The following is a 23,769-nucleotide window of genomic DNA, read 5'->3' as shown; positions in this document are numbered from 1 at the left end:
CTCCGTGTGGGCGCGGTGGCGCAGAGGGCCACGGGGGTTGTATCATCTGTTCTAGTCATTTGTACCTTTACTTAGTCGACCGGATCCAGCAGATGCTCTCCACCCAGCCACAGCTCGCGGTCTCCACCGTGATCTTCGCGCTCCGCAAAACGGGCGCGGAGAGCCCCGCGACGCTCTGGCTCCCCCTCGTGCGACGCATCCGTGAACCGTTCGGGGGCAGGTGGGCGCTTCCGGGCGGCCCGATCCGGGCATCCGAGAGCCTGTCGGATGCGGCGGGGCGAAACCTCCTGGAGACAACGGCGCTCACTCCGCAGTACCTCGAGCAGCTCTACGCGTTCGGCACGGTCGAGCGTTCTCCGGGCACCCGGGTCGTCTCGATCGTCTACTGGGCGCTCGTGGAGGCAGAGGAGGCCGAGCGGGCAGCGGAAGGGGAGAATGTGCGCTGGTTTCCGGCCGATGACCTGCCGGAGCTCGCCTTCGACCACAACGCAATCGTCGGCTACGCGCTCTGGCGGCTCCGCAACAAGATGGAGTACAGCCGTATCGCTCACGCGTTCCTGGGCGAGAGGTTCACGCTCGCGCAGCTGCGGGAGGTGTACGAGGCGGTGCTCGGGCGGCCTCTGGATCCGGCGAACTTCCGGCGCCAGATCGAGGCCACCAAATCCGTCGTCGCGACGGAGGAGCGGCAGTCGGGTGGTCGTCACAGGCCGCCCCGGCTCTTCCGCTACAACGAGTCTTTCGACCTGGCCGACAACGGCCCGCTGCCACACGCCTGACACCCCCCCCGCCACTGTCTTCTGCAAGGAGCACGTCATGCCATCCGTCGCCACCACCCTGAACCTGATCCGCCCCGGCGGAGCCGTCACCAGTTGCAGCCCGGCTCTGAAGGATGCGCCGTGGAACTTCGACGCCGTGCCCGTTCCGGCTTACGGTCCGGGGTCGTCGATGGCCGATGTGGCTCCCGCGGACACTCCCCGCCAGGGCGAGATCCCGGCCGAGTACCGCACCGCGACAGACGAAGAACTCGACCGGCGCATCCTGGCCGCGAAGGCGACGCTCGGCGACCGCGTGGTGGTGCTCGGTCACTTCTACCAGCGGGATGAGGTCGTGAAGTATGCCGACTTCGTGGGCGACTCCTTCCAGCTCGCGAACGCTGCGCGCAGCCGGCCGGCCGCCGAGGCCATCGTCTTCTGCGGGGTGCACTTCATGGCTGAGACCGCCGACATCGTCTCGAACGCCGACCAGCAGGTCATTCTGCCGAACCTCGCGGCGGGCTGCTCGATGGCCGACATGGCCGACATCGACTCGGTCACCGAGTGCTGGGAGCAGCTCGAGGAACTCTACGGAACCGAGCCCGATGCGAGCGGGCGGGTGCCGGTCATCCCGGTGACCTACATGAACTCCTCCGCCGCGCTGAAGGGTTTCTGTGGCGAGCACGGCGGCATCGTCTGCACCTCCTCGAACGCTGCGACGGTGCTCGAGTGGGCGTTCGAGCGCGGCCAGCGCGTGCTCTTCTTCCCCGACCAGCACCTCGGCCGCAACACCGCGAAGGCCATGGGTGTGCCGCTCGAGCGCATGCCGATGTGGAACCCGAGAAAGCCGCTCGGCGGCAACGACGAGCAGGCGGTGCTGGATGCCCGGGTCATCCTGTGGCACGGATTCTGCTCCGTTCACAAGCGGTTCACTGTCGCCCAGATCGAGAAGGCGCGTGCCGACTTTCCGGGCGTGCGCGTGATCGTGCACCCCGAGTGCCCGATGCCTGTTGTCGATGCGGCGGATGAGGCGGGTTCGACCGACTACATCCAGAAGGCGATTCTCGCGGCGGAACCCGGCCAGGTCTTCGCGATCGGCACGGAGATCAACATGGTGCAGAGGCTGGCGGCCGAGCATCCGGAGCACACGATCTTCTGCCTCGACCCGGTGGTCTGCCCCTGCTCGACGATGTACCGCATCCACCCCGGCTACCTGGCCTGGGTGCTCGAGGCGCTCGTCGGCGGCGAGGTGCTGAACCGCATCTCGGTCGACGAGAGCGTGGCGGCACCCGCCCGGGTGGCGCTCGAGCGGATGCTGGCGGCCCGGCCGTGAGTGCGCTCGTGGTGGTCGGCAGCGGCATCGCGGGGCTGGTGGTCGCCATCGAGGCGAGCCGCACCCACGAGGTGACCCTGATCACCAAGGCGGAGCTCGGCGAGAGCAACACCCGTTACGCGCAGGGCGGCATCGCGGCCGCGATGTTTGCCGAGGATTCCGTCGCCTCCCACGTCGCCGACACCCTCGCCGCCGGGGCCGGGCTGAACCGGCGGGCTGCGGTGGAGGTGCTCTGCGCGGAGGGTCCCGCCCGCATCCGCGATCTGATCCGGCTCGGCGTCGAGTTCGACGGGGAGGGCGGTGTGCTCGCCCATGGACTCGAAGCGGCGCACGGGTTTCCGCGCATCCTGCACGCCGGCGGGGATGCGACCGGTTCCGCCGTCGAGAGGGCGCTCGTCGATGCGGTGCGGGGGACCGCGTCCACTCTGCTCGAAGACACCTTCGTGAGCGACCTTCTCGTCGAAGGCGGCAGGGTCGCCGGAGTGCACGTCGTGCTGCGCTCGGGCGAACGCCGAACGCTTCGGGCCGATGCCGTCGTGCTCGCGAGCGGGGGAGCAGGGCAGCTCTACAGCCACACCACGAACCCGCGGGTGACGACCGGCGACGGGGTCGCTGCCGCCTACCGGGCCGGTGCCGAGCTCGCCGATCTGGAGTTCTTCCAGTTCCACCCGACGTCGATGGATGCCCCCGGCAACTTCCTCGTCTCGGAGGCCGTGCGGGGCGAAGGCGCTGTGCTCCGCGCCGAGGACGGCCACCGGTTCATGCTCGACGCGCACCCCGACGCCGAACTCGCTCCGCGCGACGTCGTGGCGCGGGCGATCGCGCGGCAGATGGAGCTGCAGGGCGGGCGCGGGGTGCTGCTCGACGCCACCGGCCTCGGATCCGAGTTCTTCGCCCAGCGGTTTCCGAGCATCTCCGCCGCGTGCCGCCGCAACGGCGTCGACCCCGGTACGGAGCCGATCCGCGTCACACCGGCGGCGCACTACTGGATGGGCGGCGTGAGCACCGACGACCGGGGGCGAACGACGCTCCCGGGTCTCTACGCGGTGGGCGAGGCCGCGTGCACGGGCGTGCACGGCGCGAACCGGCTGGCGTCGAACTCGCTGCTCGAGTCGGTTGTGTACGCCTGGCGGGCGGTCGAGGCCCTGCAGGGGTCGGCGGCGGCGGCGGGGGCGGACTCGGGGGCGGCGATCGCGTCGGCGTGGAGCGGCGGTGCCGCGCCGTGGGCCGGGGGCGCCGATCGCGCCATCCCCGAGCGGGAGGGACGATTCGGGTCTCTTCGAGGCCGGGCGGAGACGCGACCGTTCAGCCGCGATGCGCTGCAGCAGCTGATGTGGGATGCCGTGGGGGTGCACCGCGACGGTTCGCGGCTGGCCGACGCGCTCGAACAGTTCGCGGCGTGGGCCGAGGGGCGATCATCCGGAACCGGACGCACCATCGGAAGCAGCACTTCAGGCAGCAGGGCTGAGCCGGACGCCTTCCGGGTGCTCGAGGATGACAACCTGCTGCTGCTCGCCCGGCTCGCCACCACGGCGGCGCTCGCCCGTCGGGAGTCGCGCGGCGCGCACTTCCGTTCCGACTTCCCGGAGACCGATGACGCGTTCGGTCATCATCTCGTCGCCCGTTCCGACCGGAGAGTGCTCGAAACCCTATGACAGTCACAGCTGCAACACCCGCCCTCACCCGGCGCCAGATCGACCCCGTGGTGCTGATGGCGCTCGAGGAAGACGCGCCCTGGGGCGATCTGACGTCGCAGACCCTTCTTCCCGCGGACGCGCACGCCCACGCCGCGCTGGTGGCACGAGAGGCCGGCGTCTTCAGCGGCGGAGACGTCTTCGCCGCGGCCTTCCGTCTGGTCGACGAGTCGGTCACGGCCCGGGTGCTCGTGCCCGACGGCACCGCGTTCGAGCGGGGAGCGATCCTCGCCACCGTGTCGGGGTCGGCCCGGTCGGTGCTGCAGTCCGAGCGGATCGCGCTGAACTTCGTGCAGCGGCTCTCCGGCATCGCCACCCTGACGGCGGAGTATGTGGCGCTCGCGGCCGGAACAGGGGCCCGCATCGTCGACACCCGGAAGACCACGCCCGGCCTCCGGGTCTTCGAACGCCACGCTGTGCGCTCCGGAGGCGGTCACAACCACCGTTTCTCACTGAGCGATGCGGTGATGGCGAAGGACAACCACCTGGCCGTGCTCACGCAGGGCGGGCTGTCGGTGACGGATGCCCTGCTCGCCGTTCGCGCCCAGCTCTCCCACACCACCCACCTCGAGGCCGAGGTCGACCGGCTCGAACAGATCGAGCCGGTGCTGGCCGGCGGGGTCGACACCATCATGCTCGACAACTTCTCGCTCGCCGACCTGCGGGCAGGCGTGGAGCAGGTGGCCGGCCGCGCCATCGTCGAGGCGAGCGGCTCGGTGAACCTGGGGACGGTGGCCGGCATCGCCGCCACCGGGGTCGACATCATCTCGGTGGGGGCGCTGACCCACAGCGTGCGATCGCTCGACCTGGGGCTCGATGTGACGCTGACGGCGCCGCACACCACTCCGGCGCCGTGATCTACCTCGACTCGGCGGCCACCACCCCGGTGCGCCGGGAGGTGCTCGAGGCGATGTGGCCCTACCTCACCGGCGATTTCGGCAATCCGTCGAGCACCCACTCGCTCGGCGAGCGCGCGGCTGACGCCCTGGCGGAGGCCCGGGCATCCGTCGCCCGCGTGCTCGGCGCGCGTTCCAGCGAGATCGTCTTCACGTCGGGCGGCACCGAAGCCGACAACCTCGCGGTGAAGGGGATCGCACTGGGCGCACCGCGCGGCCGGCACCTGGTGATCACGCCGATCGAGCACGAGGCGGTGCTCGAGTCGGCGGACTACCTGCGCCGGCACCACGGCTTCCGCGTCGATGAGGTGGGGGTCGACAGCACAGGACTCGTCGATCGCGAACACTTCGCCGCCCTCGTCACCCCGCAGACGACCCTCGCCTCGGTGATGTTCGCGAACAACGAGGTCGGCACCGTGCAGAGCCTCGCTGAGCTCGCCGGGATCGCCCGGGCGGTGCGGGTGCCGCTGCACACCGACGCCGTGCAGGCGGCCGGCTGGTTGTCGCTGGATGTCGCGGAGCTCGGAGTCGACGCGCTGAGCTTCTCGGGCCACAAACTCGGCGCGCCGAAAGGCGTGGGCGTGCTCTTCACCCGGGGCCGCCTGCCGCTCGAGCCTGTGCTCCACGGCGGAGGCCAGGAGCGCGGTCACCGCTCCGGCACCGAGAACGTCGCGGGCGCGGTGGGCCTTGCCGTGGCTCTCACGCTCGCCGAGCAGACGCGCACGGTCGATGCGTCCCGCACCGCACTGCTCCGCGACGCGCTGATCGCCGGTGTGCTCAGCGGTGTTCCGGATGCCCGGCTCACCGGTCATCCGACGGCCCGGTTGCCCGGCAACGCCTCCTTCTGCTTCCCCGGCACGAGCGGTGAGGCCCTGCTGCTCGAACTGGAGCGGGACGGCATCGTCTGCTCCAGCGGTTCAGCCTGTGCGGCGGGCAGCGATGAGCCGTCGCACGTCTTGCTGGCGCTGGGGTACGAACCGGCGCTGGCGCAGACGGCCGTGCGGTTCACACTGGGCGCTTCGACGACCGCGCCGGAGATCGAGGAGACGATCGGGGCCGTGGGACGGGCTTTCCGTGCGGTGCGGGCGCTGGCCCGATAGCGCTGGCCCGATAGCGCAGAACCGTAGCAGGACGCAAGACCCAGCCGGGGGCACAGGCTGCGAATAAAATGAGAGCGTGGCCACCGCCACACACATCGCAGGAGGGGTTTCACTCATGAACATTCTCGTAGCAATCATCGCGATCATCGCGATCGTTCTGCTCATCACCGGCGGCGTCTCGTCGTCGCTCAGCTTCCTGATCTGGGTGGGTGTCGTTCTGCTCGTCATCGCCCTCATCGTGTTCCTGTTGCGCTTCATCACCGGCCGCAAGGTCTGATCGAGCCGCTCCAGAAGCCCCCGCCGCACTCTGCGACGGGGGCTTCTGGCGTCTGTGGAGGGTCTACTCCTACCGCTCCTACCGCTCCTGCACGGCGGTCGCGGCGCTCACCTCGCCGACGAGAACCTCGAGCACGTCTTCGAGGTACAGCAGCCCGACGGTCCTGCCATCCGGGTCGAGGGTACGGGCCACGTGCGCGCCGTGGCGGCGCATCACCTCCATCGCGTTCTCGAGTTCCGCACCCCGGGAGACGGCACTGAGCCGGCGCAGTCGCTTGGTCGGAAGGGGGCGTTCGAACTCGGCTCCCGTGAGGTCGAGCACATCCTTCAGGTGGATGTAGAACGACGGCTCGCCATCCGGGCCGGTGAGCACGTAGCGGGAGAAGCCGTGTTCGGCAACGGCTCGCTGCACGTCGGCCGGAGTCGCCTCCGCCGGGAGCAGGATCGTCCGGGAGAGCGGCACATCCACGTCGGAGACGTGCTGTGAGGTGAACTCGAACGCGCCCGCGAGGGTGCCCGAAGCGTCGCTCAGCAGTCCCTCCCTTCTCGACTGCTCGACGATGTTCGCCACCTGGTCGAGCGTGTAGGTGCTTGTGGCCTCGTTCTTCGGCTGTACCCGGAAGAGCAGCAGCACACCGTTCGCAATACCGTTCAGGGCCCAGATCACGGGGGAGAGCGCCTTCGACACGAACACCAGCGGTGGCGCGAGCAGCAGGGCCGCGCGATCGGGCACCGAGAACGACAGGTTCTTCGGCACCATCTCACCGAACACCACGTGCAGGAACGTCACCAGCACCAGGGCCACGACGAAGGCGATCACGCCGACCAGGTCGGCGCTGAGCGGAGTCAGGCCGAGCGGGATCTCGAGCAGGTGATGGATCGCAGGCTCGGAGACGCTCAGGATGAGCAGAGAGCACACGGTGATGCCGAGCTGGCTGGTCGCCAGCATCAGCGTCGCATGCTCCATGGCCCAGAGCGTGGTCTTTGCAGCCCGGCTTCCAGCGGCAGCCATCGGCTCGATCTGCGAACGGCGGGCGGAGATCACGGCGAACTCGGCCCCCACGAAGAAGGCGTTGCCGATCAGCAGCACCACAAGCCAGACCAGGCCGGGCAGGTACTCACTCATGGGCGAACTCCGTCGGGGTGTGGCGCAGTCGCACGATGCGGGCGCCGTCGACACGCTCGACCCGCAGCGTCGAACCCGCGAGGAGTACCTCATCGCCGAGCTCGGGGAGTCTGCCCAGTTGATCGGTCACGAAGCCGCCGACCGTGTCGTAGTCGCCGTCGTCGGGCACCTCGATGCCGGTGCGGTCCAGCAGCTCGTCGGGGCGCCAGCGCGCATCGAAGGTCACCGATCGGCCTCGCCGGGTCGCGCCGGACGGGTGGCGGTCGTGTTCGTCCTCCAGCTCGCCGACGATCTCCTCGATCAGGTCTTCGAGCGTGACGATGCCTGCAGTGCCGCCGTGTTCGTCGCTGACGACGGCGATCTGCAGGCCCTCCCTCCGTAAGAGGGTGAGCAGGGCATCCACGCCCATCGTCTCCGGCACGCGCACCGCCTCGGAGAGGAGGTCGGCGGCGGTCACCGATTCGCGTCTGTCGAGGTCGACCGCGAAGGCCTGCTTGACGTGCACGAACCCGACGACGACATCGGGTGTGCCGTCGATCACCGGAAACCGCGAGTGTCCTGTCGCTCCGCAGAGTCGGATGATCATGGCGGCGTCATCCGTGAGCGCCACGGAATTCATCCTCACCCGGGGCGTCATGACGCTTCCGGCGTCGCGCTGGGAGAACCGGAGCGTGCGGCCGAGGAGGGCGGCGTCGCTCCGGTCGAGCAGGCCGGCGGTGGCCGAGTGCCGGATGAGGTACGACAGTTCGTCGGCGCTCCGGGCGCCGGAGAGCTCCTCCTTCGGCTCGATCCCCAGAGCGCGGATCAGGGCGTTGGCAGTGTTGTTAAGCAGCAGGATGATCGGCTTGAACACGGCGGTGAAGAGGGTCTGGAACGGGATGACGACCCTGGCGGTGGCCAGTGGCAGCGCGAGGGCGAAGTTCTTCGGCACCAGCTCGCCGATCACCATCGAGAAGAGGGTCGCCAGCAGCACACCGATCACGGCGCCGGCGACGGGCACGGCGGCGGCAGGAATGCCGAGGGCCGTGAGCGGCCCAGCCAGCAGGGAGCTGATGGCCGGCTCGAAGGTGTAGCCGGTGAGGAGGGTCGTCAGCGTGATGCCGAGCTGGGCACTCGAGAGGTGGGTGGAGGTGATGCGGAGCGCACTGATCGTCGGTTGGAGGCGTTTCTCGCCGCGGTCCCGGCGCTTCTCGAGGTCACTCCGGTCGAGGTTGACGAGGGCGAACTCGGAGGCCACGAAGAGACCGGTGCCGACGGTGAGCAGCAGGCCGAGGCCGACCATCACCCATTCGTTCACAGCAGCCCCCCGACGGAGGCAGCCTCGAGGGCCTTCGAATCGGTGGGCGGGGGATGGTGGGCAGCAGGAGGGTCGTCCATGAGGAAAACCCTAGATGAGAAAGCTCCAATGATGCCGAGAGCGGCGTTCGGCAGAGCCGCCGGCTGGCGTCCGGGAGAGCCAGCTACCCCCGCGGCCGGCTGGTCGCCGGAACCCCGACGACGAGCGAGTGCGGGGGAGCATCCTGCAGCACGACCGCGTTCGCGCCGACGGCACTCCCGTCGCCGATGACGATGGGTCCGAGGAGCTTCGCCCCGGCCCCCAGCAGCACGTTGTCCCCGACGGTCGGGTGTCGGATGCCCGCAACCGGGCCGACTCCGCCGAGCGTGACTCCGTGGTAGATCAGCACGTCGTCGCCGATCCGCGCCGTCTCACCGATCACGACACCCATGCCGTGGTCGATGAAGACCCGCCGTCCGATGATCGCCCCGGGATGGATCTCGACCCCCGTCAGCGACCGCGCGAGCTGGGAGAGAAGCCGAGCCGGCAGCTTCAGCCCCGGCCGGATCCAGAGCGCATGGGTGAGGCGGTGCATCCAGAGCGCGTGCATGCCCGAGTAGGCGAGCAGAACCTCGAGCTTCGAACGCGCGGCCGGGTCCCGCCTCTTCGCCGTCGCGAGGTCTTCGCGGAGGCGGGAGAAGAAGCCCAAGGCCGAATCAGCCTCCGAGGTCGTCGTAGAGCACCGACGACACGTAACGCTCTCCGAAGTCGCAGACGATCGCCACGATGGTCTTGCCGGCATTCTCGGGCCGCTTCGCCACCTCGAGGGCCGCCCAGAGGATGGCGCCCGAGGAGATGCCGGAGAGGATCCCCTCGTCGGTGGCCAGCTGGCGTGCAAGGCGGATCGAGTCATCCAGTGTCACGTCGATGACCTCGTCGTAGATCGTGGTGTCGAGGATGTCGGGCACGAAGTTCGCTCCGATGCCCTGGATCTTGTGGGGGCCGGGGGCGCCGCCGTTCAGGATCGGGCTGTCCTTCGGCTCCACGCCGATGACCTGGATCCCGGGGTTCTTGCCCTTGAGGTACTGGCCGACACCGGTGATGGTGCCGCCCGTGCCGATGCCTGCGATGAAGATGTCGACGGTGCCGTCGGTGTCGTCCCAGATCTCGGGGCCGGTCGTCGCCCTGTGGATCGCGGGGTTGGCCTCGTTCTCGAACTGGTGGGCGAGGATGGCGCCCTCGGTCTCTGCTGCGATGCGCTCGGCAGTCGCGACCGCGCCGCGCATGCCGTCGGGGCCGGGGGTGAGCACGAGCTCGGCTCCGTACGCGCGGAGCAGCACGCGGCGCTCCATGCTCATCGACTCGGGCATCGCGAGGATCACCTTGTAGCCGCGGGCTGCACCGACCATGGCGAGGGCGATGCCGGTGTTCCCGCTGGTGCCCTCGACGATGGTGCCGCCGGGCTTCAGTGCACCGGCCTTCTCGGCCGCTTCGACGATGGCCACACCGATGCGGTCCTTCACGCTGTTCGCCGGGTTGTAGAACTCGAGCTTCGCGAGGATCGTGGCGCCCGACCCCTCGGTGACGCGGTTCAGGCGAACGAGCGGGGTGTGGCCGACGAGGTCGGTGATGTTGTCGTAGATGCGGGACATGATCCCAGCCTAGCTTTCGTCCAGTAGGGTGAGCGTGTCTTCGTGCAAGACGCCGTTCGTTGCCAGCGCACTGCCAGACCAGAGTGCGTCTTCGCCCGCGAGCCCGGTGAAGCGGCCGCCCGCCTCCTCGACGATCGGGATGAGCGCGGCGACGTCGTACGGCTGCAGGTCGTATTCGCCCGAGACGTCCAGGAGGCCCTCGGCCACCATCATGTAGGACCACATCTCGCCATAGGCACGCGTTCGCCAGACCGCCCGCGACAGTTCCAGCAGCGCGTCGAGCCGGCCAGCCTCGTCCCAGCCCTTCAGCGAGTTGTAGCTGATCGAGGCGTCGGCGAGCGTCGCCACCTTCGACACAGCGAGCCGGCGCGGTGGACCGCTCTGCTCACTCAGCCAGGCGCCCTGCCCGGTGGATGCCCACCAGCGCTTCTGGAAAGCCGGGGAGCTCACGACGCCGAGTACCGGCACCCCGTCGACCACGAGCGCGATCAGGGTGGCCCAGACCGGCACCCCGCGGAGGAAGTTGGCGGTGCCGTCGATCGGGTCGATGATCCACTGGCGGTGGGGCCCGGTGCCTCTGGAGTCACCAGTGCCCGCGGGGTTGCCGGTGCCCCCGGTGCCCGGCTGCTCGCCGAACTCCTCGCCGAGGATCGCGTCGCCCGGGCGCTCCCTCGCGAGCCCGTCACGGATCGCGAGCTCCACGGCCCTGTCGGCATCCGTCACCGGCGTGCGGTCGGGCTTCTGCTCCACCACGAGGTCGAGAGAGCGGAACCGCTCGGCAGAGATCGCGTCGGCCGCGTCGGCCAGGTCGAGGGCGAGGCGGAGGTCGTCGGCGAGGCTGTGTTCGTTCTGTTCGGTCACCTCCCCAGCGTACCGAGGCGGGCTGCGCGCCATCATCGCCCGCCCCTCCCTCCCCCCGCTCGCCGCCCGCACGCGTTCCGCCACCGTTTGTCGCCTCCGCGCGTCGGCGCGCACCCGCGGATGCGACGAACGCGCGCGGATGCGACAAACGGGCGCGATGGAATGGGATCTGGAGAGCGTTTCACCTATCGAGTCGCCGTCGGCCTCGAAACGGTGGGGGACGGGGAAGTCGTGCACTGCCCGTGATCCGATCGGTGCCACCGACGCGGGAGGTGCCCGACGGGGAGGAGTGATCGGCAATTCGAGCCTCACCGTCGATCATGGCGTTGTCTTCCACCAGTGAGCTGACCGCCACCGTCGCTGAGCCCCGAACCACGGCATCGAGCTGCACCTCCACATTCTCATTCACGAGTGCTCACTGACGACGTAAGTGCCGCTGATCTCGGCCTCGCCCCTGACGACCGCATGGTCGAAGAACCGGTCGTGCGCCTGGCCGAAGGGTTCGGCCTCATTGGCAACCCACCCGTCATCCCGCAGTCGGCCATACCCCCGTCGGACAGCCCGAGGGTCACACCCGGCCCTGGGGCTACTTCTCGAGCGTGGTGATGATCTTCTGCAGGGACTCGAGGCGCGCCTTGCCGCTCTCGCCGAGCTCGCCGGCCGAGACACGGTCGACGATCTCCCAGTCGTGGGCCTGGCTGAGCTCGATGCCGCCGGCCGACTTCGGCAGCGTCGCCGCGGGGATGGCATAGTTCGCGAACGACTTCAGGATGTTCGCGGGCTGCACGTGGCCGAGGCCGAACGAGCGCACGCCCGGGGTGTCGATGATCCAGCCCGGGTCGCCGTTGTGGTCGCGCACCCGCAGGCAGACGGTGGAGGAGGACGTGTGCCTCCCGCGACCGGTGACGTCGTTCACCCGGCCGACGGCCCGGTCGGTGCCGGGAACGAGGGCGTTCACGAGCGTCGACTTACCGACGCCGGAGTGCCCCACGGTGACCGTGGTGTGCCCGACGAGCAGGGTCTTGAGGGCATCCAGCGGAAAGTCGTCCTTCGCACCCATGATGATCTCGAGGTCGAAGCAGTCGAACTGCTCGAGGAACGAGGTGGGATCGGCGACATCCGTCTTCGTGATGCACAGGATGGGGGCGAGCCCCGCGTCGAACGCCGCGATGAGGTACCGGTCGATGAGGTTCGCCCGCGGCTCGGGGTTCGCCGCGGCGACCACGATGAGCATCTGGTCGGCGTTCGCCACGATCACGCGTTCGACGGCGTCGGAGTCGTCGGCGCTCCGGCGCAGCAGGGTCTTCCGGTCGTCCACCCGCACGATGCGGGCGAGCGATCCTTCGGCGCCGCTGGTGTCGCCCACGAGGTGCACCGTGTCGCCGGTGACGATGCCGAGGCGGCCGAGTTCCCGGGCGCGCGACGCCGTGATCACGGCCTCGTCTTCGGCGTTCTCGCGAACGAGCACCCCGAAGCGTCCGCGGTCGACGGAGAGGATGCGGCCGTTCACGGCATCCGCGTGCTCGGGCCGCTGTTTGGTGCGGGGCCGGTTGCCCTTCGGATTCGGGCGGCTCCGGATGCTCGACTCATCGAATTCGTCGAACTCGTCGGGCTCGTCGCCGGCCCCGTCGCTCCACCAGGTCACTCAGGCAGCTCCGGGTTCGCATCATTCGGCGCCTCGGCCGGGGTGGCGACATCCAGACTCGTGACGGCACGCTGCCCGGGCTCGCCGAACACCAGCGCCTCCCACAGGGCAGCGAACTCGGGCAGGGTCTTCGCCGTCGTGGCGATGTTCTCGACGACGACCCCGTCGACCGCGAGGCCGATGATCGCACCGGCGTGCGCCATCCGGTGGTCGTCGTAGGTGTGCCAGATGCCGCCGGAGAGCGGGCGCGGCTCGACGCGGAGTCCGTCGCCCAGTTCGGTGACGCTTCCACCGAGGGCATTGATCTCGGCGGCGAGGGCGGCGAGCCTGTCGGTCTCGTGGTGCCGGATGTGCCCGATGCCCGTGATCGTGCTGGGGGAGTCGGCGAGGGCGGCGATCGCTACGATCGCCGGAGCGAGTTCGCCGCCCGCCGAGAGATCGAGCTCGACGCCGTGGATGACAGGCCCTCCGGTGACCGTCAGCCTGTCGCCGTCGCGGGTGACCGTCGCGCCGAAGAGCGGCAGCAGGTCGGCCAGATGGGCGCCCACCTGCGTGGTGGACACCGGCCAGCCGGCGAACGTCACGGATCCACCTGCGACGAGTGCGGCGGCGAGGAACGGGGCCGCATTGGAGAGGTCGGGTTCGATCGCCACGTCGTGTGCGGCGATGGGGCCGGGCTCCACCTGCCAGACGCCGGGCTCGGGTGACGTGACGCTGACGCCGCGGGCATCCAGAGCGGCGATCGTCATCTCGATGTGCGGCAGGCTCGGCAGGCGCTCACCCTCGTGCCGGAGGGTCAGCCCATTCGTGAACCGGGCCGCCGCCAGCAGCAGTCCGGAGACGAACTGCGACGAGGCAGAGGCGTCGATCGTGATCTCGCCGCCGTCGACGGCCCCTGAGCCGTAGACGGTGAACGGGAGGTTCTGGCGACCGTCGGCGTTGATGTCGACGCCGAGCGAGCGGAGAGAGGAGATCGTGGTGGCCATCGGGCGGCGGCGGGCTCCCTCGTCACCGTCGAACACGACGGGGCCGAGCGCGAGCGCGGCGACAGGCGGCAGGAAGCGCATGACCGTGCCGGCGAGGCCACAGTCGACTGTGGTGCTGCCGAGGAGTTCGGCGGCGGGCGTCACCAGCCAGTCCGGCCCGAACCGTCCGGCGGCGGGGCCGGGTGCGGGAGGTTCGTCGTCGATCGTGACGCCGAGGGAGCGGAGAGCGTCGGCCATCAGCTGGGTGTCCCGGGACCGGAGCGGTGCGGCAAGGCGGGAGGGTCCGTCGGCGAGGGCTGCGAGAACGAGCTCCCGGTTCGTGAGGCTCTTCGACCCGGGGAGGGCCACCGTGGCAGCCAGGGGGCCGCGGGCGCGCGGTGCCGCCCAGTCCCGATCGGGTTCCACGGGGGCGGTGTCGCCGTACGGGTTGAAGTCGGGGGCGGAATATCTCGAGATCAGCATCAGTTGTCCAGAGTATCGGCGATCCGCACATTCACGAAGGAGGGTGTCACCGTGGCAGTTGCAGCAAGCACCCTCGAGCGGCCCCGGAGTCGGTCCGTTCGGGCAGAGCACATCGTAGACTTGCCGGTGATGACAACCCTGAACACTGATCCCCGCGCGCTCTTCGAGGAGCAGGCCATCCCCTTCCTCGACCAGCTCTATGGCGCCGCGCTCCGCATGACCCGGAACCCCGCCGACGCGCAGGACCTCGTGCAGGAGACCTTCGTCAAGGCCTACTCGGCCTTCGCCCAGTTCGAGCAGGGCACGAACCTCAAGGCGTGGCTCTACCGCATCCTGACGAACACGTTCATCAACGTGTACCGCAAGAAGCAGCGCGACCCCTACCAGGGCACCACGAGCGATCTCGAGGACTGGCAGCTCGGCAACGCCGAGTCGGCCACGGCCACCGGCACGTCGTCGCGTTCGGCCGAGGCGGAGGCCATCGACCATCTGCCCGACAGTGCGGTGAAGGATGCCCTGCAGTCGATTCCCGAAGACTTCCGTCTGGCCGTCTACCTGGCCGACGTCGAGGGCTTCTCCTACCAGGAGATCGCCGACATCATGAAGACTCCGGTCGGAACCGTGATGAGTCGCCTGCACCGTGGCCGGCGACTGCTCCGCGGGTTGCTGACCGAGTATGCAGAGGGCCGGGGCATCCCCGTCCCCTCCAAGGAGAGCGTGGGGGCGAAGTCGACGAAGACATCCACCCCGCCTCCCGCCACCCGAGCACGACAGAAGAAGACCACTCCGGCAGGTTCCACCGCTGCCGGTTCGAAGGGAAGCACGACATGACCGACTGCGGCTGCACCAAAGCCAAGGCTGAGCTCGAGGAGTACCTGCACAACGAGCTCGAGAGCCACGACGCTGCCGACATCCGCGAGCACCTCGCGGGCTGCTCCGACTGCTCGTCGGAACTGCACATCGGTGTGGTGCTGACCGAGGCGGTGCAGCGCGCCTGCAAGGAGATCGCGCCTGAGCAGCTGCGCGACCAGGTGCTGTTCAACATCCGGCAGATCCAGAGCACGCACTAGCAGGCTGCACCCACCAACGCCACATCGCCTGCGCTGTCGGGAAAGGCCCCGCTTCACCTCACGGTGTGCGGGGCCTTTCGCTGTCCGGGGTCTGGACGGGCGGCTTCCCGGTGGCGCCCGCCCTCTGCCTCCGCCCCCCTGCCCCGGCCCCCCCTGCCCCGGCCCCCCTGCCCCGGCCCCCCTCTGCCCCCGGTGCCCTCCGTCCGCGGAAGCCACTCCCGCTCCGTCTCCCGCTCCGTGGAAGAGGATGACGGGGCCGGTGGCGCCGTAGGCGACGTAGCGCCCCTCGAGATCCTCTTTTGCGCGACGCGACGCGAGGGGCGGGGCGGGGCGGGGCGGGCGCAACGGAGGCCCCACACAGGGAGCCCCGGCACAGAGGAAGCCCCGCTCACCGTTCGGTGGGCGGGGCTTCCTTGCGGTGACGGACGCTACAGGGTCAGCGCGCGCTGCAGCAGGTCGGCCTGCTCGCGGGCGTGGCGCTTCGCCGAACCGGCCGCCGGGGAGGCGGCTGCCGCGCGGGAGGTGACGCGCACGGTGCGGCCCGCGGGCAGGCGCGACGCCAGCTCGAGGCACACGAACGGCCAGGCGCCCTGGTTCTGCGGCTCATCCTGCACCCACACCAGCTCGGCGTTCGGGTACGAGGCGATCACCGCGTTCAGCTCGGCGGCGGGCAGCGGGTAGTACTGCTCGAGGCGAACCAGCGCGATCTCATCGTTCGGCGTCTTCTGCAACTCGTTCAGCAGGTCGTAGTAGACCTTGCCGGCCATCAGCAGAACACGCTTCACGCCCGACTTGTCGATGCCGCTCGCGGTTCGGGGATCATCCAGAACCGGCTCGAACCTGCCCTGCGTGAGATCGTCGACCGAGCTGGTCGCACCGCGGAGCCGCAGCATCGCCTTCGGGGTGAAGACGATCAGCGGGCGACGCGGGCGGGCATAGGCCTGGCGGCGCAGCAGGTGGAAGTACGACGCGGGCGTCGACGGGCGCGCCACGGTCATGTTGTTCTCCGCACACAGCTGCAGGTAGCGCTCGATGCGGGCCGACGAGTGGTCGGGACCCTGGCCCTCGTAGCCGTGCGGCAGCAGCAGCACGAGCGACGAGCGCTGGCCCCACTTCTGCTCGGCCGACGAGATGAACTCGTCGATGATGATCTGGGCGCCGTTGGCGAAGTCGCCGAACTGGGCCTCCCAGAGCACGAGCGCATCGGGGCGCTCGACCGAGTAGCCGTACTCGAAGCCCATGGCCGCGTATTCGCTGAGGAGCGAGTCGTAGATCCAGAACCGGGCCTGGTTGTCGCTGAGGTTGACCAGCGGAATCCATTCCTGGCCGTTGTCGCGGTCGTGGAGCACCGCGTGGCGCTGCACGAAGGTGCCGCGGCGGGTGTCCTGGCCCGAGAAACGCACCGGAGTGCCCTCGAGCAGCAGGGAGCCGAGCGCGAGCAGTTCGCCGAACGCCCAGTCGATGCCGCCGTTGCGGCTCATCTCGACGCGCTTCTGCAGCAGCTGCTGCAGCTTCGGGTGGACCGCGAACCCGGCGGGCGGGTTGTTGAACGCGTCGCCGATCAGGGCAACGGTGGATGCCGCCACCCCGGTCGTCTCCGGTTCGCCGACCCCGCTGTCGTCGGCCTGCTGCGCCTCGGGGCGCTCGAGGTCGCTGACGGCGTTCATGTCGTCGGTGATGATCGGGATCGACGAGGTCTGGGCGGCATGCGTCTCGGCGAAGGCCCGCTCGAGGCGATCTTGGAAGTCGCGGTGCGCGGCCTCGTACTCCTCCTGGCTGATGTCGCCACGACCGATGAGCGACTCGGTGTAGAGCTTTCGCACCGAGCGCTTGGCTTCGATCAGGTTGTACATCAGCGGCTGGGTCATCGAGGGGTCGTCGCCCTCGTTGTGCCCACGACGGCGGTAGCAGATCAGGTCGATCACGACGTCGGCGTGGAAGCGCTGGCGGTACTCGAAGGCGAGCTGCGCGACGCGCACCACAGACTCGGGATCGTCACCGTTCACGTGGAAGATCGGAGCCTGGATCGACTTCGCCACGTCGGTGGAGTACACCGAGGAGCGGGAGTCGCTCGGCCGGGTCGTGAAGCCGACCTGGTTGTTGATGTTGACGTGGATCGTTCCGCCGATCTTGTAGCCGCGGAGCTTCTCCATCTGCAGGGTCTCGTAGACGATGCCCTGTCCGGCCATGGCCGCGTCGCCGTGCACCAGGATCGGAAGTGTCGAGTAGGTGCCCTTGGGCTTCCGGTCCTGCTTGGCGCGGACGATCCCCTCGAGCACACCGTCGACGGCCTCGAGGTGGGAGGGGTTCGCCGCGATGTACACGGGGATCTCCCTGCCCTCGGTGCCCGTGAAGGTGCCCTCGGTGCCGAGGTGGTACTTCACGTCTCCCGAGCCCTGCACGGTACGCGGATCCTGCGTGCCCTCGAACTCGCGGAAGATCTGGCCGTAGGTCTTGCCCGCGATGTTCGTCAGCACGTTCAGGCGGCCGCGGTGGGCCATGCCGATCGCGACCTCGTCGAGACCTTCGTCGGCCGCGGCCTGCAGCACGGCATCCAGCAGGGCGATGGTGGACTCACCGCCCTCGAGGCTGAACCGCTTCTGGCCGACGTACTTCGTCTGCAGGAACGTCTCGAACGCCTCGGACTCGTTCAGCTTCGAGAGGATGCGCATCTGCTCGTCGTGGCCGGGCTTCGCGTACGGGCGTTCGAGCTTCTCCTGGATCCACTTGCGCTGCTCGGGATCCTGGATGTGCATGTACTCGATGCCGGTCTTCCGGCAGTAGGCGTCACGGAGGATGCCCAGGATGTCGCGGAGCAGGAGCGACGGCTTGCCGAGGCCGCCCGTGACGAACTCCCGGTCGAGATCCCAGAGGGTGAGCCCGTGGCTCTCGATGTCGAGGTCGGGGTGGGTGCGTTGGCGGTACTCGAGCGGGTCGATGTCGGCCATCAGGTGACCGCGCACGCGGAACGAGTTGATCAGTTCCTGCACCCGGGCCGTCTTGTTGACCGTGTCGCTGACGTCGACCGAGATGTCGGAGTTCCAGTGGATCGGAACGTAGGGGATCCGGAGCTCCGCGAAGATGTTCTCGTAGAAGCCCCGTTCGCCGATCAGCAGCTCGTGCACCTTCTTCAGGAACTCGCCCGATCCGGCGCCCTGGATGACGCGGTGGTCGTAGGTGCTCGTCAGCGTGATGATCTTGCCGATGCCGAGATCGGTCAGGGTCTTCGATGAGGCGCCCTGGAACTCGGCCGGGTACTCGAGGGCACCGGCTCCGATGATGGCGCCCGAGCCCTTCATGAGACGCGGGATCGAGTGCACGGTGCCGATGCCGCCCGGGTTCGTGAGCGAGATCGTCGCACCCTGGAAGTCGCCGGCCGTCAGCTTGCCGCCGCGGGCCTTCGCCACGAGCTCGTCGTAGGCGGCGAGGAACTCACCGAAGTGCATGGTGTCTGCACGCTTGATGGCGGGCACGACGAGCGAGCGGGTTCCGTCGGGCTTCGGCATGTCGATGGCGATGCCGAGTCCGACGTGCGCGGGGGAGACCACGACGGGCTTGTCGTTCTGCACGTCGTAGTAGACGTTCTGGCTCGGGAACTCCTTCAGCACCTGCACCAGGGCCCAGCCGATGAGGTGGGTGAAACTGACCTTGCCGCCGCGGGCGCGCTTCAGGTTCGAGTTGATGACGATGCGGTTGTCGATCAGGAGCTTCGCCGGGATGCTCCGCACGCTCGTCGCCGTCGGAACGGTGAGGCTCGCATCCATGTTGGTGGCGAGCGACTTCGCGGGGCCGCGGAGCGGCGTCACCTTGTCCTGCTCGGCGGCGTCGTCCTCCGACTGCGCACGAACGGTCGCCTCGGCCGGGATCGGCTGGGGGCTGGGCTCGCGGGAGGTGGTGCGCGCCACGGGCTGCGTGGCCGGGGCTGCGGAGGCTGCGGGGGCCTCGGAGGCTGCGGGGGCCTCGGATGCGGCCGGAGCTGCGGATGCTGCGGGGCTCTCGGATGCGGCCGGGGCTGCGGACGCTGCGGGGCTCTCGGCGGCTGCCGGCACTGCCGCGTCGCCTGCCTCGCCACCGCCACTCGGCTTGTAGTGCTCGAGGATCGCCCACCAGGACTGGTCCACTGAGTTCTTGTCGACGAGGTACTGCTCGTAGAGTTCGTCTACGAGCCACTCGTTCGCTCCGAATTCGCCCGACGAACCGTCGTCAGTTCCCGTTCCGGTCAACTGGCTTGACACAGCCGATCGCCCACTCTCCGTTTGTCACGTATGCGTTGTCACGTATGAATGCCGTGCCAGACACCCGAAGAGCAAGATCCACGCGCCGACACGTGCTTGCCCAGCTTAAACCCTCCCGCCGAGTGTTCGGTCACCCTACGGGTCTAGCGTGGGGCGCATGGAGTTCCTCACCGCACATTCGCAGACCGATCTGACCTATTCCGACGTTTTCCTCGTGCCGTCGCGCTCGAACGTCGGCAGCCGGCTCGATGTGTCGCTGGCGCCGGGCGACGGGACGGGTGCCACCATCCCGATCGTCGCGGCGAACATGAACTCCGTGACCGGGCCGCGACTGGCCGCGACCCTCGCCCGGCGCGGCGGCCTGGGTGTGCTGCCGCAGGACATGCACCTGCAGGACCTCGACGCGGCCATCCGCTGGGTGAAGGCGCAGTCGCCACTCTTCGACTCACCGTTCGACTTCCCGCCCTCGGCCACGGTCGAGGAGGCCCTCACCGTGCTGCCGGCCGTCGCAGGCCAGGGCATCGTGGTGCACGACGCCGAAGGACGGTTCCTCGGCTGCATCCCGGCGCTCCGCCTCGCGTCTGCTCTTCCCGACGCCCTGCTCGGCGATCTTCTGCACGGCCCGCTGACCTCGCTCGCGGCCGACGACTTCGACACCCCGCGCCAGGCCTTCGAGGCCATGGTCGCGGCCGAACTCGACTTCGCGCCGGTGATGCGGCACGGCCAGGTCATCGGCACACTCAGTCGCACCGGAGCGCTCCGTTCGACGATCTACGAACCGGCGGTGGATGCCCAGGGGCGCCTCCGCGTGGCGGCAGCGGTCGGCATCAACGGTGACGTCGCGGCCAAGGCTCGCGCGCTGGCGTCGGCCGGCGTCGACGTGCTCGTGCTCGACACGGCGCACGGGCACCAGGACGGCATGATCGGGGCCATCCGCGCCGTGCGCTCTGCGGGGCTGTCGCTGCCCATCGTGGCCGGCAACGTGGTGACGGTAGAGGGGGTGCGGGACCTCGTGCAGGCCGGCGCGGACATCATCAAGGTGGGCGTCGGCCCCGGCGCCATGTGCACCACGCGCATGATGACGGCGGTGGGTCGGCCGCAGTTCTCCGCTGTGCTCGAGACCTCCGCCGCGGCGACCCTGCACGGCGCACACGTCTGGGCCGACGGGGGAGTGCGCTACCCGAGGGACGTCGCGCTCGCGCTGGCGGCCGGTGCGGCATCCGTCATGATCGGATCCTGGTTCGCCGGCACGATCGAGGCGCCTGGGGTGCTGCGGCAGGATGCGGCCGGCCGGCTCTACAAGGAGAACTACGGGATGGCGTCGGCCAAGGCGGTGACCGACCGGTTCGGGAGACTCGGGGCCTTCGAGTTGGCCCGCAAACAGCTGTTCGCCGAAGGGATCTCCTCGAGCATGATCTACCTCGATCCGCTCCGACCGTCGGTGGAGGACCTGCTCGACATGATCACGTCGGGGGTGCGGAGCTCGTTCACGTATGCGGGCGCGCGGTCGGTAGAGGAGTTCCACGACCGGGCGCGGGTGGGCGTGCAGTCGGCGGCTGGCTATGAAGAGGGAAAGGCGCTGCCCGTCAGTTGGTGAGTGTGACCGTATAATTGTCGGTACTCATGGATGACCCTCCCTCACCCTCCCCGCTTCCCTTCGCCACGACACCGGCACTGATCTCGCGGGGTGATTCGCGTGGGCTCTGAGCTCATCCTGCTGCTCGTCGGCCTCGCCCTGACGGTTGGAACCGGCTTCTTCGTCGCCAGCGAGTTCTCGCTCGTGAACCTCGACCGCAGCGACCTCGAAGGCCGCCAGGAGCGCGGCGAGAAGGGTCTGGGCCAGACCATCTCGGCGCTGAAGATCACGTCGACCCATCTCTCGAGCGCCCAGCTCGGCATCACCCTGACCACCCTCCTCACCGGGTACACCATGGAGCCCGCGTTCGCCGGTCTCCTCCGGCCGCTCTTCGACGCGGTGGGCATCGACGAGACCGTCGCGACGGTCGTCTCCTCGATCGTCGCCGTGGTCATCGCCACCCTCCTCTCGATGATCGTCGGCGAGCTTGTGCCGAAGAACTTCGCCCTCGCGCTGCCGATCCAGACCGCGAAGCTCGTCATCCCGTTCCAGCGGGTGTTCACCGCGGTGTTCCGCCCCGCGGTGCTGCTGCTGAACAATAGTGCGAATGCGATCATCCGGAGCTTCGGCATCGAACCCAAGGAGGAACTCTCGGGTGCGCGCACCGCCGAGGAGCTCTCGTCGCTCGTTCGCCGTTCGGCCCTCGAGGGAAGCCTCGACGTCGACACGGCCACACTGCTGAACCGCACGCTGCTGTTCTCGGGGCATGACGCATCAGATGTGATGACGCCGCGCCCGCGCATCGCCGCCCTGAAGCGAACCGACTCGGCGAGCGACGTCATCCGGCTGGCGAACACGACCGGTTACAGCCGCTTCCCGATCGTCGACGAGTCGATCGACGACGTCGTGGGCGTCGCTCATGTGAAGCAGGCCGTGTCTGTGCCGCGGAACAAGCGCGCCGACGTCCCGGTGGTCGCGCTGCTCAGTGAGCCGCTGCGGGTGCCCGAGACGATGAAGCTCGACGTGCTGCTCGGAGAACTCCGGGGCAAGGGCTACCAGATGGCGATCGTGATGGACGAATACGGCGGAACGGCCGGCGTCGTCACCCTCGAAGACCTGGTCGAGGAGCTCGTCGGCGAACTCGACGACGAGCACGACCGCACCCGTGCGGGCGTCATCCGGAGCCGCAACACGATCTCGTTCCCGGGGCAGCTGCGTCCCGACGAACTGCTCGACCGGGCGGGAGTGCACGTGCCCGAAGACGGTCCCTACGAGACGGTTGCCGGCTTCGTGATGAGCGAACTCGGCCGGCTGCCGCTGATCGACGACACGGTCGCGCTGCCCGACGGAGAGCTGCGCGTGGAACGAATGGATGGCCGCAGAATCGATCGCATCAGGTTCACCCCGACGCCCACCGAACCGCTCGCGGGCTCTGCGGGCGGCGCCGAGACGCTGAACGCGGAGCTGCTCCGCACGGAATCGGTGGATGACCTCACCGGAACGGGCCGCGGATCGCTGGCCGATGAGGCTGCTGTTTCGCTCGATGCGGGTACCCGTGCAGGTGCCGGCCGAGATGCCGGCCGCGAGAGGGGCGAGCGCTGATGGCCGACTGGATCGGGATCGTCTGGCTCTTCGTGCTGCTGCTCGTCAACGCCTTCTTCGTGGCGGCCGAGTTCGCGGTCATCTCTGCACGCCGCTCCCAGATCGAGCCGCTCGCCGAGGCGGGCATGCAGCGCGCGAAGACCGCGCTGTGGGCGATGGAGCACGCGACGCTCATGCTCGCCACGAGCCAGCTCGGCATCACCGTCGCGTCACTGCTCATCCTGAATGTGTCGGAACCGGCCATCCACCACCTGCTGGAAGTGCCGCTCGGGCTCACCGGCTGGTCGGAAGACCTCATCACGGGGGTGGCATTCGTCATCACCCTGGTGCTGGTGTCGTTCCTTCATGTCGTGATCGGCGAGATGGTGCCGAAGAACCTGTCGTTCTCGGTGCCCGACCGGGCCGTGCTGCTGCTCGCCCCGCCGCTCGTCTGGGTGGCGCGCATCTTCCGCTTCGTGATCGTGTCGCTGAATGCCACGGCGAACGGTGTGGTGCGGCTGTTCGGGGTCGAGCCGAAAAGCGAGGCGGCCAGTTCGTTCACGCTCGAAGAGGTGTCGAGCATCGTGGCGCAGTCGACCCGCGAGGGTGTGCTCGACGACAATTCGGGCGCCCTCCACGCGGCGTTCGAGTTCACCGAGAAGACGGTGGCGTCGGTGGCGCTTCCTGTCGCCCGCCTGATCACACTCGACCGCACCGCGACCCCGGCCGACATCGAGCGCGCTGTCTCGAAGTACGGTTTCTCGCGCTATGTGATGGTGGATGCCACGGGGAACCCGATCGGCTACCTGCACCTGAAAGACGTGATCGACCTCGATGACGACGAGTTCGAGCAGCCAGTGCCCGCGAAGCGGATCCGTTTACTCGCGTCGATCTACGACGGCACCGAACTGGAGGACGCCCTCGCGACCATGCGCCGCACCGGCGCCCACGTCGCGCGCGCGTTCAGCGCCTCGGGCGACACCACCGGCGTGCTCTTCCTCGAAGACGTGATCGAGGAGCTCGTCGGCGAGGTGCAGGACGCGACCCGCCGCATCTGACCCCGCCCCGCCCCCCACCCACCCCCACCCACCCACCGTCTCATCGAGTCGGGAGTTTCGGTCGGTACGCATTCCCAATTCCGACCACAACTGCCTAGCCGATCGTTATCGGCCTGTGGAAAGCTCTTGCGGCCTGTGGACAACGTCAGGCGGAGCCCCCGATGCGGCGAGACTGGCGGTATGCGACGAC

The 23,769-nt window shown here is 69.0% G+C and carries 19 protein-coding genes; 11 read left to right on the top strand and 8 right to left on the bottom strand.

Features of this window, described 5'->3' with window-relative positions; translation table 11 throughout:
• Positions 1-92 precede the first annotated feature (92 nt).
• The 6 genes from B7R21_RS11825 to B7R21_RS20125 all read left to right on the top strand — a co-directional run bounded on the left by B7R21_RS11825 (position 93) and on the right by B7R21_RS20125 (position 6,052).
• Entirely contained in the window at positions 93-776 is a 684-nt protein-coding gene (locus B7R21_RS11825; RefSeq protein ID WP_116283447.1) for an NUDIX hydrolase, read from the top strand.
• Positions 777-813: 37 nt separating this feature from the next.
• Positions 814-2,085, top strand: a complete 1,272-nt coding sequence (gene nadA / locus B7R21_RS11820; protein WP_116283446.1) for a quinolinate synthase NadA — start codon at positions 814-816, stop codon at positions 2,083-2,085.
• The gene (gene nadB, locus B7R21_RS11815; protein ID WP_116283445.1) at positions 2,082-3,740 is read left to right on the top strand and encodes an L-aspartate oxidase; all 1,659 of its coding nucleotides are present in this window, start codon (positions 2,082-2,084) and stop codon (positions 3,738-3,740) included. Before nadA ends, nadB begins: the two co-directional genes overlap by 4 nt.
• Positions 3,737-4,636, top strand: coding sequence for a carboxylating nicotinate-nucleotide diphosphorylase (nadC, locus tag B7R21_RS11810; protein WP_116283444.1), 900 nt, complete (start codon positions 3,737-3,739; stop codon positions 4,634-4,636). Before nadB ends, nadC begins: the two co-directional genes overlap by 4 nt.
• Positions 4,633-5,775 (top strand): cysteine desulfurase family protein, encoded by a 1,143-nt coding sequence (locus B7R21_RS11805; RefSeq protein WP_116283443.1) that lies wholly within the window; start codon positions 4,633-4,635, stop codon positions 5,773-5,775. Before nadC ends, B7R21_RS11805 begins: the two co-directional genes overlap by 4 nt.
• Before the next feature lie 115 nt (positions 5,776-5,890).
• Positions 5,891-6,052: a hypothetical protein gene (locus B7R21_RS20125; RefSeq protein WP_172592147.1), complete on the top strand. Its 162-nt coding sequence runs from the start codon at positions 5,891-5,893 to the stop codon at positions 6,050-6,052.
• Positions 6,053-6,130: 78 nt separating this feature from the next.
• Here B7R21_RS20125 and B7R21_RS11800 read toward each other — a convergent pair whose 3' ends face one another.
• From B7R21_RS11800 to aroA, 7 genes are all read right to left on the bottom strand, one after another.
• The gene (locus B7R21_RS11800; protein WP_116283442.1) at positions 6,131-7,177 is read right to left on the bottom strand and encodes a hemolysin family protein; all 1,047 of its coding nucleotides are present in this window, start codon (positions 7,175-7,177) and stop codon (positions 6,131-6,133) included.
• Positions 7,170-8,474 (bottom strand): hemolysin family protein, encoded by a 1,305-nt coding sequence (locus tag B7R21_RS11795; protein WP_116283441.1) that lies wholly within the window; start codon positions 8,472-8,474, stop codon positions 7,170-7,172. The genes B7R21_RS11800 and B7R21_RS11795 overlap by 8 nt, the downstream gene beginning before the upstream one ends.
• A gap of 163 nt (positions 8,475-8,637) precedes the next feature.
• Positions 8,638-9,162 (bottom strand): serine O-acetyltransferase EpsC, encoded by a 525-nt coding sequence (gene epsC, locus B7R21_RS11790; protein ID WP_116283440.1) that lies wholly within the window; start codon positions 9,160-9,162, stop codon positions 8,638-8,640.
• Positions 9,163-9,169: 7 nt separating this feature from the next.
• The gene (gene cysK, locus B7R21_RS11785; RefSeq protein WP_116283439.1) at positions 9,170-10,105 is read right to left on the bottom strand and encodes a cysteine synthase A; all 936 of its coding nucleotides are present in this window, start codon (positions 10,103-10,105) and stop codon (positions 9,170-9,172) included.
• Between the two features lie 9 nt (positions 10,106-10,114).
• Positions 10,115-10,966 (bottom strand): inositol monophosphatase family protein, encoded by an 852-nt coding sequence (locus tag B7R21_RS11780; RefSeq protein ID WP_253259768.1) that lies wholly within the window; start codon positions 10,964-10,966, stop codon positions 10,115-10,117.
• Between the two features lie 586 nt (positions 10,967-11,552).
• The gene (gene rsgA / locus B7R21_RS11775; protein WP_116283438.1) at positions 11,553-12,611 is read right to left on the bottom strand and encodes a ribosome small subunit-dependent GTPase A; all 1,059 of its coding nucleotides are present in this window, start codon (positions 12,609-12,611) and stop codon (positions 11,553-11,555) included.
• Entirely contained in the window at positions 12,608-14,059 is a 1,452-nt protein-coding gene (gene aroA, locus B7R21_RS11770) for a 3-phosphoshikimate 1-carboxyvinyltransferase (RefSeq protein ID WP_116283437.1), read from the bottom strand. Before aroA ends, rsgA begins: the two co-directional genes overlap by 4 nt.
• 129 nt (positions 14,060-14,188) lie before the next feature.
• Between aroA and B7R21_RS11765 the strand changes: the two genes are divergently transcribed.
• Together B7R21_RS11765 and B7R21_RS11760 are read left to right on the top strand one after the other, a co-directional pair.
• Positions 14,189-14,890, top strand: a complete 702-nt coding sequence (locus tag B7R21_RS11765; protein ID WP_116283436.1) for a sigma-70 family RNA polymerase sigma factor — start codon at positions 14,189-14,191, stop codon at positions 14,888-14,890.
• Positions 14,887-15,129 (top strand): zf-HC2 domain-containing protein, encoded by a 243-nt coding sequence (locus tag B7R21_RS11760; protein WP_116283435.1) that lies wholly within the window; start codon positions 14,887-14,889, stop codon positions 15,127-15,129. The genes B7R21_RS11765 and B7R21_RS11760 overlap by 4 nt, the downstream gene beginning before the upstream one ends.
• Positions 15,130-15,557: 428 nt before the next feature.
• Here the strand turns inward: B7R21_RS11760 and B7R21_RS11755 are convergent, their stop codons facing one another.
• Positions 15,558-19,364: a multifunctional oxoglutarate decarboxylase/oxoglutarate dehydrogenase thiamine pyrophosphate-binding subunit/dihydrolipoyllysine-residue succinyltransferase subunit gene (locus B7R21_RS11755; RefSeq protein WP_116283434.1), complete on the bottom strand. Its 3,807-nt coding sequence runs from the start codon at positions 19,362-19,364 to the stop codon at positions 15,558-15,560.
• A 157-nt stretch (positions 19,365-19,521) separates the two neighbouring features.
• Here B7R21_RS11755 and B7R21_RS11750 point away from each other — a divergent pair, with 157 nt between their 5' ends.
• From B7R21_RS11750 to B7R21_RS11740, 3 genes are all read left to right on the top strand, one after another.
• The gene (locus B7R21_RS11750; RefSeq protein ID WP_116283433.1) at positions 19,522-20,961 is read left to right on the top strand and encodes a GuaB1 family IMP dehydrogenase-related protein; all 1,440 of its coding nucleotides are present in this window, start codon (positions 19,522-19,524) and stop codon (positions 20,959-20,961) included.
• A gap of 99 nt (positions 20,962-21,060) precedes the next feature.
• Positions 21,061-22,542: a hemolysin family protein gene (locus B7R21_RS11745; protein ID WP_253259767.1), complete on the top strand. Its 1,482-nt coding sequence runs from the start codon at positions 21,061-21,063 to the stop codon at positions 22,540-22,542.
• Positions 22,542-23,579 (top strand): hemolysin family protein, encoded by a 1,038-nt coding sequence (locus B7R21_RS11740; RefSeq protein ID WP_116283432.1) that lies wholly within the window; start codon positions 22,542-22,544, stop codon positions 23,577-23,579. Before B7R21_RS11745 ends, B7R21_RS11740 begins: the two co-directional genes overlap by 1 nt.
• Positions 23,580-23,769: the final 190 nt, after the last annotated feature.

This window comes from Subtercola boreus (assembly GCF_003399625.1).
Classification (GTDB): Bacteria; Actinomycetota; Actinomycetes; order Actinomycetales; family Microbacteriaceae; genus Subtercola; species Subtercola boreus_C.
The sequence above is the reverse complement of the archived record's forward strand: the minus strand, read 5'-3'. Positions and strand labels throughout refer to the sequence as shown.